Source organism: Plantactinospora veratri, from assembly GCF_036421995.1.
Classification (GTDB): domain Bacteria; phylum Actinomycetota; class Actinomycetes; order Mycobacteriales; family Micromonosporaceae; genus Plantactinospora; species Plantactinospora veratri.
The window spans coordinates 505,523-518,543 of record NZ_JAZGQL010000005.1; the positions used below are offsets into that span (position 1 = coordinate 505,523).

A 13,021-nucleotide genomic window follows, 5' to 3' on the forward strand; every position below is an offset into this window, starting at 1 on the left:
GACGGGCGCGCACCCCGCTCCGCTGTCTTCCTGGCCCGACAAACAAAATGACCCCCCGCGGATGCGGGAGGTCTGCGCGCTCGGCGGGAAGGATGCCGGCGCGCTAGTTGCCAATAATGAGTGCGGAGCAGGTCACGGACCGTACTCTGCCACGCCGTCGCAGACGTGGGAGGGAAAATCCACATCGCGGGACTGGCCACCGGTTCACGGGTCACCGAATTCTCCTGGTGTAGGGATCGACCACCCTGGGTAGGTGTCTTCGGGACAGCGGAGAACGTCGAGACAGTCGAGAAGAGGAGTGATAGCCAGTGGACAGGCTCGATCCTCAGACGACCCCGCAGCAGGCGCCGGATCCCCTGATCCATGGTGGCGGCGGCGCGTTCGCGGGCGGCACGCCCGCGGGCGACTTCGACCCGTGGCGCTACCGGGACGACGCCGGGGTGACCGGTGCCGACCTGGTGGGCTACAAGGTGGAGGCGACCGACGGCAGCATTGGCAAGATCGACAGTGCCAGTCACGAGGTCAACGCCAGCTACCTGGTGGTGGACACCGGCCCGTGGATCTTCGGCAAGAAGGTCATGTTGCCGGCCGGCGTGGTGAACCACGTCGACCACGACGACCAGAAGGTGTACGTCGACCGGAGCAAGGACCAGATCAAGGCCGCTCCGGAGTTCGACGGCGCCACGCACGAGGATCCGGCCTACCGGGACAAGCTCGGTGGCTACTACGGCGGCACGTACGGCCCGTCGGGCTGGACCGTTCCGCCGGGCCGCGCCATGTGACACGCGACCCGCAGTCGACTGGCCGGTGGGGCCTTGGCCCCGCCGGCCAGCGGCGTCTCCGGGGCCGCGCTCCCGGCCTCCCGGTGCCCGCACTCCCCGGCCCCGGGCGCGCCTCCCGCAGCGGAAAACCACCGGCGGGGCGGTCCCGCACAGGCACTACGGTGGTCGGGTGGACGGAACTCCGACGCGTACGGCGACCTTCGAAACCCTCTTCAACTTCCGGGACGTCGGCGGCGTCACCGGGCTCGACGGCCGGCTGGTACGCCGGCAGCGGTTGTACCGGTCGGACTCACCGCACCGGATCGACGGCATCGACCGGGAGGCGTTCGAGGCACTCGGCATCCGCACCGTGGTCGACCTGCGCCGGCCGGCCGAGGTACGCCGGCACGGCCGGGTGCCCGCCTACGACGGCCTGGTCTACCAGCACATCCACCCCGAGCACGCGCTCTGGCAGGAGTCGGCGTACGCCGAGGAGATCGGGCTGGCCCGCTGGCTGGCCGACCGCTACCACGACCTGGCCAGCACCGGCTCGGCCGGCCTGGTGGCGGCGCTGGAGGTGATCGCCGACGCCGAGGCCGCCCCGGTACTGGTGCACTGCGTGGCCGGCAAGGACCGGACCGGTGTGGTCTGCGCGCTGGCCCTGTCGGTGCTCGGGGTCGCCGACGCCGACATCGCCGAGGACTACGCCCGGAGCACCGCCGCCTCGGCCCGGTTCAGCGAGTGGCTGGCCAGCACCATGCCGGACGAGCCGCCGCTGCCGGCGCCGTACCTCGCCTCGCCGGCCGAGGCGATGGCCCTGTTCCTGACGGAGTTGCGCGACCGCCACGGCTCGGTACCGGACTACCTGGTCGGCGCCGGCCTGGCCCCGTCCCGGATCGACGCCCTCCGCACCCACCTGCTGACCTGAGCCTCGCCGGGGGTGGGGGTGCTCAGGAGATGCGGTGGATCCAGCCGTTGCGGTCCTCGGTGCGGCCCCGCTGGATGTCGACGAGCTGCTGCCGCAGTCGCATGGTGACCTCGCCGGGGCTGCCGTCGGCGATCGGGAACTCCCCGTCCGGGTAGCGGACCTGGCCGATCGGGGTGATCACGGCGGCGGTACCGCAGGCGAAGACCTCACGCAGCCGGCCGCTGGCCGCGTCGGCCCGCCACTCGTCGAACGCCACCGGCCGCTCCAGCACCGTACCGCCGGACTGCCCGATCAACGTGATCAGCGACTCCCGGGTGATGCCGCGCAGGATCGTACCGCCGAGCGGCGGGGTGACGATGCTCCCGTCGTCGTAGACGAAGAAGATGTTCATGCCACCGAGTTCGTCGACGTAGCGGCGCTGCACGGCGTCGAGGAAGACCACCTGGTCGCAGCCGTGCTCCATCGCCTCCGCCTGGGCCGCCAGCGAGGCGGCGTAGTTGCCGCCGAACTTCGCCTCGCCGGTGCCACCGGGCGCGGCCCGGGTGTAGGTGGGCGAGACCCAGACGTCGACCGGCTGCACGCCCCGGGCGAAGTACGAGCCGACCGGCGAGGCGATCACCACGAACAGGTATTCGTTGGACGGGCGCACCCCGAGGAAGACCTCGTTGGCGAACATGAACGGCCGCAGGTAGAGGCTGGCCTCCTCGGTGGTGGGCAGCCAGGCGCGGTCGATCTCGATCAGGTGCCGCAGCGAGTCCAGGAACGCCGCCTCCGGCAGCTCGGGCATGGCCATCCGCCGGGCCGAGTCGTTGAACCGGGCGGCGTTCGCGTCCGGCCGGAACATCGTCACCGAGCCGTCCGCCGCCGAGTACGCCTTCAGCCCCTCGAAGATCTCCTGGGCGTAGTGCAGCACCGCGCTCGCCGGGTCCATCGGGATCGGCGCCCGGGCCTCCACCCGGGCGTCGTACCAGCCCTTGCCCTCGGCGTACCGGATCGTGACCATGTGGTCGGTGAAGACCCGACCGAATCCCGGGTTGGCCATCAGCGCCGCGCGCTCGGCGGCGGCTACCGGCTGAGGATTCGGACGGATCTCGAAGTCGAGCTTGTCACCACCGCTCATCGTGCTGACCTCCAGAGAGTGGACCGGCGCCCGGGGACGGGCGGCCGGGAACGTGGGAGTTGTGCCTGAAACTTACCCGAACGGTCGTTCAAGCTCGACCCTCCGGGCGACCGGTGGACCGCACCACCCGCGCCTTCGCGCAGATCCGGCGGTCTGCCGGGCCTGCGGGCGGAGTGGGTCGGGCGGCTCAGGAGGCCGCGTGGGCGGCGAGCCGGTCTCCGATGTCGGCGGTGCGCCGCGGCGAGCCGGGGCCCCGGGAGGCCAGCTCGGCGGCGACCGCCTCGGTTACTCGGCGGGCCGCCTCGGGGTGGCCCAGGTGGTCGAGGAGCAGTGCGGTGGAGAGCACCGCGGCGGCCGGGTCGGCGACGCCCTGGCCGGCGATGTCCGGCGCCGAGCCGTGCACCGGCTCGAACATCGACGGGTACGCCCGCTCGGGGTTGATGCTGCCGCTGGCGGCGAGCCCGATCCCGCCGGTGACGGCGGCGGCGATGTCGGTGAGGATGTCCCCGAAGAGGTTGTCGGTGACCACCACGTCGTAGCGCTGCGGCTGGGTGACCAGGAACATCGCGGCGGCGTCGACGTGCTGGTATTCGGTCTCGATGTCCGGGTGCTCGGCGGCGACCGAGGCGAAGGCCCGGGCCCAGAGCGAGCCGGCGTGGGTCAGCACGTTGGTCTTGTGCACCAGGGTGACCTTGCGGCGCTCCCGGCGCCCCGCCCGGGCGAACGCGTCCCGGATCACCCGCTCGACCCCGTGCCGGGTGTTCAGGCTCTCCTCGGTGGCGATCTCGGCCGGGGTGTCCCGGTGCAGGCTGCCGCCGGCCCCGGCGTAGAGACCCTCGGTGCCCTCCCGGACGACCACCAGGTCGATCTCGTTCGGCTTGACGCTGGCCAGCGGGCCGGTGGTGCCCGGCCAGAGCCGGGACGGCCGGAGGTTGACGTACTGGTCGAACTCGAAGCGGAGCTTGAGCAGCAGGCCGCGCTCCAGGACACCGGGCGGCACGGTGGGGTCGCCGACCGCGCCGAGCAGGATCGCGTCGTGCCCGGCCAGCTCGGTGAGCACGGAGTCGGGCAGCACCTCGCCGGTCCGGTGGTAGCGGGCGGCCCCGAGATCGTATTCGGTGGCCTCGACCCCGGGGAGTACGGCGTCGAGCACCTTGCGGGCCTGCGCGACCACCTCCGGGCCGATGCCGTCGCCAGCCACCACCGCGATCCGCGCCACCGCCACGTCCCAGCTCCCTTGCCTCCGTCGTATCTAGGGAACGTTAAGGGACCGTCCCGGCTCCCGGTACGCCGCTCCCAACATCTGGAATGTCAACTGCACAGGAGCTTCTCAGCCAGTACTCATGCTCTGGCCATCTTCGCTTCCTAGGGTGAGCGCGAAGAACGGCTCGCGGGGCTGGCGACGGTGACCGGGCCGCAACGGCAGGCAAGACGCGGATCCAGGGGGCGAACGTGCGGATCCAGGGGGCGAACATGCGAATCCCGGGCGGCCGGAGTTGGGGACAGCGTAGCCGGAGCCTGCCGCCGGTGCCCGCCGTAGGCCGGGGACGGCCGGACCTGCGGTTGGGCGCCGGCTGGCGCAACGTCCGGCCCGGCGCGACCCTGACCGACCGGGTGGTGGCCCGGCACACCGTGCAGACCTCGATCGCCGAATACACCCTGGTGCTGAACGGCATGGGTGCCCTCGGCTGGCGCGGCGTCGGGGACGCGCTGCGGGACGCCGTCGCCGAGCTGCGGGCGATCGACCTCACCTACAGCCCGGCCCGGCCGGCGAGCCTGGTCTCCCGGCTGCGCCGGGGCGAGATCTCCGCGGACGCGTACCCGCCGCTGGCCGACATCGTCGCCCGGTGCGCCGCGATGCGGGCCGCCACCGACGGCTGGTTCGACGCCTGGGCGGTGCCCGGCGGCTTCGACCCGGGCGGCCTGCTGGTCGGCTGGGCGGTGGAGCGGGCCGCCGCCCGGCTGCGGGCCGCCGGCATCGAGGACTACGCCGTGATCAGCGGTGCCGACCTGGTGGTACGCGGCCACGCGCCGCACGGCGGCCCGTGGCGGGTCGCGGTGCACCACCCGACGCAGGGCAGCCGACCGCCGATGATGCTGGAGATGACCTCCGGGGCGATCGGCACCTCCGGCGTCGCCGGCCGGCGCGACCACGTGGTCGACCCGCACACCGGGCAGCCGGCCGCCAAGCTGGTCGCGGCCACGGTCACCGGCCCGGACCTGGCGGTCGCCGACGGGTACGCCACCGCCCTCTTCGCCGCCGGACGCCCCGGCCTGGACTGGTTCCCCACCCGGGACGGTTACCGGGCCCTCTTCGCCACCGCCCGCTGACCCTGCCCGGCGGCCCTGACTCCGCCCGGCAGCTCTTTGCCGAACCCCGGTCACCGCAGTCCACGAGCACCTAGGCGATCCTCGGGCACTCGGGCGATCCTCGGGCACTCGGGTGACCTGACTGCGGCGCGACGGTGGGCGGGCGTGAGCGCGATCGGCCCCCGCGATCTCGGCAACGATCGCGGGGGCCGATCAGCGACGAGTGCGCGTGGCTCGCGCACACGGGGGTGCTGGCTACCCGGCCGGCGCGACGCCTCATCACCCGAAGACGAGCCCACGCCTAGGAACTCACCGGGTATCCGCGTCAATACGCTATAGACCCGACGCGAGTCCCCGCAAGAGTCGCCCTTCCGCGTGTCGGCGGGGTATCCGAGAAAAGGTCGGCGACTCAGTGGCACCCTGTACCCCCGTGAGTTCTGATCTGTCAACACTCTTGGGACACGGGAGCCCGGCGTGAGCTTCGATCTGATCGTATGGGCGCTCGGGGCCGGCGCCGCCGACGAGGACGTACGCGCGGCCCACGGCCGGTGCCGGCAGGGTGTCCATGCCGAGGGGAGTCCGGACCGGCGGATCTCGGCGTTCTACCGGGCGATCACCGCGGGCTATCCCGACCGGCCGGGGCCGGGTACGCCGTGGGCGGTGACCCCGCTGCACGTCGCCGCCGACCACGTCGAGATGAAGCTCGACGAGTCCTGTGCCGACCAGGTGCTGCTCGACATCGAACGGTTGGCCGCGCAGCACGGGCTGATGCTGCTCGACCCGCAGGACGGCTCGGTCTATCCGCCGCCGACCCCGGTGACCGGCTGACCCGGACGGGGCGACCGTACGCCGATCGCCCCGTCCGGACCGCAGGTGTCAGCCGTCGGTCACACCTCGTCGCGCAGGTCGGCGGCGCTCGCCGCGACCGCGCCGATCGAGTCGGCGGCCGAGCTGAGCAGCTCGGCCGCGGTCGCCGAGTCCACGGTCAGGGTCATCAGCGCCTCGCCGCCGGCCTCCCGGCGGGCCACCTGCATCGCCGCGATGTTGACGCCCGCCTCGCCGAGGATCGAGCCGATGCTGCCGACCACGCCGGGCTTGTCGACATAGCGGAAGAAGAGCAGGATGCCGTCGACGCCGAGTTCCAGGTCGAAGCCGTCCACTTCGGTCAGCTTGAGCACGTCGCGGTTGCCGGTGTGCACCGCGGTGCCGGAGACCGAGACGGTCCGGCCGTCCGGCAGCGCGCCGTGCACGGTGACCAGGTTCGGGTGGTCGATGGTCTCCGCGTGCGTGGTCAGGGCCACCGTGACGCCCCGGTCGGCGGCGAGCAGCGGCGCGTTGACGTAGCTCACCTGCTCCTCGACGATCGAGGTGAAGATGCCCTTCGTGGCGGCCAGCTTCAGCACGGAGACGTCGTTGGCGACGATCTCGCCGCGCACCTCCACGGTGACGCTGGCGGCGACCCCGCCGGCCACCGCCGTGAAGACCTTGCCCAGCTTCTCGGCCAGCGGCAGCAGCGGCCGGACGTCCTCGGCGACGACACCGCCGGCCTGGACGTTCACCGCGTCCGGCACGAACTCGCCCTGGAGGGCGAGCTTGACGCTGCGAGCCACCGCGAGGCCCGCCTTGTCCTGCGCCTCGGCGGTGGAGGCACCCAGGTGCGGGGTGGCCACCACGTTGTCGAAGGCGAACAGCGGCGAGGCGGTGCAGGGCTCCTTGGAGTACACGTCGATGCCGGCGCCGCCGACCCGCCCCTCGGCGATCGCATCGGCCAGCGCCTGCTCGTCGATCAGCCCGCCCCGGGCCGCGTTGACGATCCGGACACCCGGCTTGACGAGGGCGAGTTCCTTCTCACCGATCAGGCCGACCGTCTCCGGCGTCTTCGGCAGGTGGATCGAGATGAAGTCGCTCTCCCGGAGCAGCTCCTCCAGCCCGACCAGGCGTACGCCGAGCTGCGCCGCCCGGGCCGGCTGCACGTACGGGTCGTACGCGATCAGCCGGGTGCCGAACGCCGCGATGCGCTGCGCGAAGAGCACACCGATCCGGCCGAGCCCGACCACGCCCACGGTCTTGCCCTGGATCTCCACGCCGGTGTACTTGGACCGCTTCCACTCCCCCGCCTTCAGCGCGGCGCTGGCGCTCGCGGTGTTCCGGGCGACGGCCAGCAGCAGCGCGAGCGCCTGCTCGGCGGCGGAGACGATGTTGGAGGTCGGCGCGTTGACCACCATCACGCCCCGAGCGGTCGCGGCCGGCACCTCGACGTTGTCCAGCCCGACGCCGGCCCGGGCGACGACCTTGAGCCGGGGGGCGGCGGCGATCGCCTCGGCGTCGACCTGGGTGGCGCTGCGTACGATGACCGCGTCCGCCTCGGCGAGCGCGCTGAGCAGGGCAGGGCGGTCGGTGCCGTCGACGTGGCGTACGTCGAAGTCGTGCGCGAGTACGTCGATTGCGGCGGGGGCGAGCTCTTCAGCGATCAGTACGACGGGAGTCATTGGTCCTCGTATATGTCGTCCGGGCGAGGTCTGCGGCCACGTGGGCGCCGCACTGCGTCCCGCGCTTCCGGCCATTCGGGTGCTTCCCTGCGGTGCGGACGCACCTGTCTGCCGATCGTAGGCGCCCTGCTGCGCACGGTGCGGCGCAGAACCGCGTGAGTGCCCTCACAAGCACCCGGACCGGGTGTTCCACCCCACCCTCGACGGCCTGAACGGGACACCCTCCGGACGGGCCTGACCTGCCCGGTGCCGACGGCTCAGGCCGAGGTGAAGACCTCGGGTCCGGGCAGTGCGGAGCGGGGCCGCAGCGAGGTCAGCAGTGACCGGGTACCGAGCTGGCGGAAGGTTCCCGCCTCGGTTTCCAGTACGTCGCGGAGCAGTTCCAGGTCGAGCGAGCCGACCGGCGGGTAGATCCGCTCCCGGGGCGGCTCCTCGCCCGGCGCGACCGCCCGCTGGGCGAGCATGAAGTCGAGGATCGCCTCGCGGACCGGCGGCAGCGCGACCGGCGAGTGGTAGAGCACGTTCAGCGCCTGCATCCGCATGCCCTGCACGTGGTCCTCGCCCTTGTTGTCGTGGAAGTGCGGGTTGCGGGTCTCGATCTGGAGTACCGGGACGGAACTCGCCATCACCTCGGGATGGGCGGTGTCGAGCACCCCGCCGAACTGTTCGAAGAGTTCCACGAACTCGAACGGCTCCACCGCGAAGCCGCCGGCCAGCCGCATCCGCAGCCCGAGGTCGAGACTGAGCGCGTGTTCGCCGGCATTGCCGGTGGCGATCACCTCGGTGCCGAAGCCGGAATATTCGGCCACCAGCCGGTTCAGGAACTCGTTGGTGATCTCGGAACTCCGGCCGCGCCGGCTGAAGAAGAGTCGGCCGTCCCGCAGTTTCGGCTTCGAGTGCCAGGAGATCCGGACCATCGCGTACGGATTGGCGGCGAGGTGCAGGCCGGCGGCGTACACCTTGACGTACTCGTGCACGGCACCCGGTACGTAGTTGTCGGCGTCGATGTAGCCGAGGTACCTCCGGCCGGTCAGCGCGGCGACCGCCATGCCGATCAGCATCGCCTCGCCCTTGCCGGCCCGGACCAGCCCCTCGTCGTCGATCAGCTCGGGCATGCCGGCGGCCTTGAAGGCGGCGGCCAGCCCCGGATCCCGCTGGTGCACCATGATCGCCGGCCGCTCGGTCGCCCGGCAGTACTGCTCCAGCGTCTGGGCCTCCATGTCGTAGCGATCGACCGGATGCCGGGCGCTGTTCGAGACCAGCACGATCAGACAGTCATGTGGAATCCCCGAGAGCACACCCTCGATTACTCTGCGTGTCTCGTTCATGCAGGGAATAACGATGACCATCTGCCGCTCGATCGCGCGCATCGCCGCGTGCGAGACGATCCCCTCGCCGGTGGTCCCCGTGGCGTCTCCCGAGTCCAGCTGTATGACACGCTGGAGTTCGTGGATACGGACGGCGCCGAAACGCTCGGTGCGGTGCGATTGCTCCAGACGCATGCGGCGACAGTACCCGAGCGGACGCATTAACCGCCCGTAACCGCCGGCCATTTCCTGACGCCACCGCTGCGGATGGCGATTGGACGTCTATTGGCAATGATCCGGAAACTCGGCGGAGGAAGATCGGGTAACGGGACGCCTCTTCCATCGGATGTGGCCACCGCCCCGGACCGGTACGCGCACCGGCCCGGGGCCATCGCCGTGTCAGGCGGTCTCGGTGATCGGCCGGTCGACCCAGCTCATCATGCCGCGCAGCTTCTTGCCGGTCTCCTCGATCGGGTGCGCCGCGCCCTCGGCCCGCCACTTGGTGAAGTTGGGCCGGCCCGCGTCGTCCTCGGCGATCCACTCCCGGGCGAACTCGCCGGACTGGATCTCGGAGAGGATCTTCCGCATCTCGTCCTTGACCCGGGCGTCGACCACCCGCGGGCCGCGCGAGTAGTCGCCGTACTCGGCGGTGTCGGAGACGCTGTAACGCATCCGGGCGATGCCGCCCTCGTACATCAGGTCGACGATCAGCTTCAGCTCGTGCAGGCACTCGAAGTACGCCACCTCGGGCGCGTACCCGGCCTCGGTGAGCACCTCGAAACCGGTCTGCACCAGCGCGGTGGCGCCGCCGCAGAGCACCGCCTGCTCGCCGAAGAGGTCGGTCTCGGTCTCCTCCTTGAAGGTGGTGCGGATCGCACCGGCCCGGGTCCCGCCGATCGCCTTGGTGTAGGCGAGGGCGAGCGGGAAGGCGGTGCCGGTGGCGTCCTGCTCCACCGCGACCAGGCAGGGCACGCCCTTGCCGTCGACGTACTGCCGGCGGACCAGGTGACCCGGGCCCTTCGGGGCGACCATCGCCACGTCGACGTCGGCCGGCGGCGTGATGAAGCCGTACCGGATGTTCAGGCCGTGGCCGAAGAACAGCGCCTTGCCGGCGCTCAGGTGCGGCGCGATGGCGTCGGCGTAGAGCGACCGCTGCGCGGTGTCCGGCGCCAACACCATGATCACGTCGGCCTCGGCCGACGCCTCGGCCGGAGTCAGCACCCGAAGGCCCTGCTCCTGCGCCTTGGCCCGGCTCTTCGAACCCTCCGGCAGACCGATCACCACGTCGACGCCCGAGTCGCGCAGCGACAGCGCGTGGGCGTGGCCCTGGCTGCCGTACCCGAGCACCGCGACCTTCTTGCTCTGGATGAGCCCCAGGTCGGCGTCGTCGTCGTAGAACACCTCAACGGACATGACTTTCCTCTCCTGCGGCGCGACCCGGCCGGGCCCGCCGTTGCCAATCGTTATCCGGGGTCGCCGTGCTCAGGCGGCCCGCAGCGCCGAACCGGTGGTGATCGAACGGGAGCCCCGCCCGATCGCCACCAGACCCGACTGCACCATTTCCTTGATTCCGAACGGTTCGAGATCGCGCAGCAGCGCGTCCAGCTTGTCAGCGGTGCCGGTCGCCTCGATCGTGAGGGTGTCCGGCGCGACGTCCACCACCCTGGCCCGGAACAGGTTCACCGTCTCCAGCACCTGGGCCCGCTGCGAGCGGTCGGCCCGGACCTTGACCAGGACCAGTTCCCGGGCCACCGAGACGCCCGGATCCAGCTCCACGATCTTGAGTACGTTGACCAGCTTGTTGAGCTGCTTGGTGACCTGCTCCAGCGGCGAGGTCTCGGCGTTGACCACAATGGTGATCCGGGAGACGTCCGGGTTCTCCGTCTCACCGACCGCCAGCGAGTCGATGTTGAAGCCCCGGCGGGAGAAGAGCCCGCTCACCCGGGCCAGGACACCGGGCTTGTTCTCCACCAGCACGGACAGCGTGTGCTTGCTCATCTTTCCGGCCTCACAGCTCGTCGTCGTCGAAGGCGGGGCGGACCCCACGGGCGAACATGATCTCGTCGTTGCTGGTGCCGGCGGCCACCATCGGCCAGACCATGGCGTCCTTGCCGACCACGAAGTCGACCACCACCGGCGCGTCGTTGATCTCCATCGCGGCCTTGATGGTCTTGTCCACGTCGGCCTTGCTCTCGCAACGCAGCCCGACGCAGCCCAGCGCCTCGGCCAGCTTGACGAAGTCCGGGATGCGGTGCTTGTGGGTGCCCAGCTCGGTGTTGGAGTAACGCTCGCCGTAGAAGAGCGTCTGCCACTGCCGGACCATCCCCAGATTGCCGTTGTTGATCACGGCGATCTTGACCGGGATCCCCTCCAGGGCGCAGGTCGCCAGCTCCTGGTTGGTCATCTGGAAGCAGCCATCGCCGTCGATCCCCCAGACCGTCGTGTCCGGCTTGCCGACCTTGGCACCCATCGCGGCCGGCACCGCGTACCCCATGGTGCCCAGGCCGCCGGAGTTGAGCCAGGTGTACGGCTTCTCGTACGAGACGAACTGCGCCGCCCACATCTGGTGCTGGCCGACCCCGGCCACGTAGATCGCCTCCGGCCCGGCGATCGCGCCCAGCCGCTCGATCACGTACTGCGGGGCCAGGGTGCCGTCGGTCGGCTCGTCGTAGCCGAGCGGGTAGCGGTCGCGCAGGTCGTCCAGCTGCGCCCACCACTCGGTCCGGTCGATTGCCGCGGTCTGCCCGGCGGTGGCGGCCCGGACCGCCTCGATCAGCTCGTCGATGACGTACTTCGCGTCCCCGACGATCGGCACGTCGGCGGCGCGGTTCTTGCCGATCTCCGCCGGGTCGATGTCGGCGTGCACGATCGCCGCCCCCGGGGCGAACGAGTCCAGCTTGCCGGTCACCCGGTCGTCGAACCGGGCCCCCAGCGCCACGATCAGGTCCGACTTCTGTAGGGCGTAGACCGCGGCGACCGTACCGTGCATGCCCGGCATGCCGAGGTGCTGCGGGTGCGAGTCCGGGAAGGCGCCCCGGGCCATCAGCGTCGTCAGCACCGGGATGCCGGTCAGCTCGGCCAGCTTGCGCAGCCCCTCGGTGGCGCCGGCCTTGAGCACGCCGCCGCCGACGTAGAGCACCGGGCGGCGCGCCGTGGTCATCAGCCGGGCCGCCTCGCGGATCTGCTTGCCGTGCGGGTGCAGGGTCGGCCGGTAGCCGGGCAGGTCCAGGACGGGCGGCCAGGCGAAGGTGGTCTGCGCCTGGAGGACGTCCTTGGGGATGTCGACCAGCACCGGGCCGGGCCGGCCGGTGGCGGCCAGGTGGAACGCCTCGGCCAGGATCCGCGGGATCTCCTCGGCGGTCTGCACCAGGAAGTTGTGCTTGGTGATCGGCAGGGTGATGCCCTGGATGTCCGCCTCCTGGAAGGCGTCCGTGCCGATCGCCGGCCGGGCCACCTGGCCGGTGATCGCCACCATCGGCACCGAGTCCATGTACGCGTCCGCGATCGGCGTGACCAGGTTCGTCGCGCCCGGCCCCGAGGTGGCGATGCAGACGCCGACCCGGCCGGTGGCCTGCGCGTACCCGGTGGCGGCGTGCCCGGCGCCCTGCTCGTGCCGGACCAGGATGTGCCGCACCGACGAGTCGTAGAGCGGGTCGTACGCCGGCAGGATCGCCCCACCCGGGATACCGAACGCGACCTCGACGCCGAGCGCCTCCAGCGACTTCACCAGCGAACCGGCCCCGGAGACCTGGACCGGTGCTACCACCTGCCCGCCGGCCGCCCCCCGGCTCGGCTCGGCGAGCGGACCGGACTGGTCGCCGGCCGGCTGGGCGCCCGGACGGAGTCGGCGGGGAAACTGGTCGGCGGGGTCGTTGCCCCCCTCGGCGGCGGACCGGTGGCGCCGCGCGCTGTTGGCCAGGGTCTCGGGTGTGGGTCTCGTCATGGCTATTCAGGCCTTCGGCTCGGAGCAGTGATCTTTCGAGATGTACGGCGGTGCGGGCGGGCCGCCTCGGCCGGCGGCCGATCCACCCAAACCGGCAGGAGTGGTACGCCAACCGGGGCGAGCACACTGCGGGCGCGGGATGCGTGGCCAATAAAAACGGCCC

General features: G+C 71.5%; 11 protein-coding genes. 4 read left to right on the forward strand and 7 right to left on the reverse strand.

Going from position 1 to position 13,021, the window contains the following annotated elements; translation table 11 throughout:
• Window positions 1-308 precede the first annotated feature (308 nt).
• Entirely contained in the window at window positions 309-782 is a 474-nt protein-coding gene (locus tag V1634_RS08530; protein ID WP_407951737.1) for a PRC-barrel domain-containing protein, read from the forward strand.
• A gap of 169 nt (window positions 783-951) precedes the next feature.
• A complete protein-coding gene (locus V1634_RS08535; protein WP_331207190.1) occupies window positions 952-1,689 on the forward strand; it encodes a tyrosine-protein phosphatase in 738 nt (245 codons plus the stop codon).
• 22 nt (window positions 1,690-1,711) lie between these two features.
• Here V1634_RS08535 and V1634_RS08540 read toward each other — a convergent pair whose 3' ends face one another.
• Window positions 1,712-2,809: a branched-chain amino acid aminotransferase gene (locus V1634_RS08540; RefSeq protein WP_331207191.1), complete on the reverse strand. Its 1,098-nt coding sequence runs from the start codon at window positions 2,807-2,809 to the stop codon at window positions 1,712-1,714.
• A gap of 187 nt (window positions 2,810-2,996) precedes the next feature.
• Window positions 2,997-4,028: a 3-isopropylmalate dehydrogenase gene (locus V1634_RS08545; protein ID WP_331207365.1), complete on the reverse strand. Its 1,032-nt coding sequence runs from the start codon at window positions 4,026-4,028 to the stop codon at window positions 2,997-2,999.
• A gap of 254 nt (window positions 4,029-4,282) precedes the next feature.
• Between V1634_RS08545 and V1634_RS08550 the strand changes: the two genes are divergently transcribed.
• On the forward strand, window positions 4,283-5,140 hold the full coding sequence (locus V1634_RS08550; RefSeq protein ID WP_407951738.1) for an FAD:protein FMN transferase: 858 nt from the start codon (window positions 4,283-4,285) through the stop codon (window positions 5,138-5,140).
• Window positions 5,141-5,593: 453 nt separating this feature from the next.
• Window positions 5,594-5,947 carry a hypothetical protein gene (locus V1634_RS08555; protein ID WP_331207193.1) on the forward strand — a complete coding sequence of 118 codons (354 nt, stop codon included), beginning with the start codon at window positions 5,594-5,596 and terminating at the stop codon, window positions 5,945-5,947.
• Between the two features lie 59 nt (window positions 5,948-6,006).
• Here the strand turns inward: V1634_RS08555 and serA are convergent, their stop codons facing one another.
• The 5 genes from serA to V1634_RS08580 form a co-directional block, all read right to left on the reverse strand.
• On the reverse strand, window positions 6,007-7,608 hold the full coding sequence (gene serA, locus V1634_RS08560) for a phosphoglycerate dehydrogenase (RefSeq protein WP_331207194.1): 1,602 nt from the start codon (window positions 7,606-7,608) through the stop codon (window positions 6,007-6,009).
• A gap of 257 nt (window positions 7,609-7,865) precedes the next feature.
• Window positions 7,866-9,110 carry a mannosyl-3-phosphoglycerate synthase gene (gene mpgS / locus V1634_RS08565; protein ID WP_331207195.1) on the reverse strand — a complete coding sequence of 415 codons (1,245 nt, stop codon included), beginning with the start codon at window positions 9,108-9,110 and terminating at the stop codon, window positions 7,866-7,868.
• Window positions 9,111-9,314: 204 nt separating this feature from the next.
• Window positions 9,315-10,328, reverse strand: a complete 1,014-nt coding sequence (gene ilvC, locus V1634_RS08570) for a ketol-acid reductoisomerase (protein ID WP_331207196.1) — start codon at window positions 10,326-10,328, stop codon at window positions 9,315-9,317.
• 69 nt (window positions 10,329-10,397) lie between these two features.
• A complete protein-coding gene (gene ilvN / locus V1634_RS08575) occupies window positions 10,398-10,913 on the reverse strand; it encodes an acetolactate synthase small subunit (protein WP_101370234.1) in 516 nt (171 codons plus the stop codon).
• Between the two features lie 10 nt (window positions 10,914-10,923).
• A complete protein-coding gene (locus tag V1634_RS08580) occupies window positions 10,924-12,858 on the reverse strand; it encodes an acetolactate synthase large subunit (RefSeq protein ID WP_331207197.1) in 1,935 nt (644 codons plus the stop codon).
• Between the last annotated feature and the right edge of the window lie 163 nt (window positions 12,859-13,021).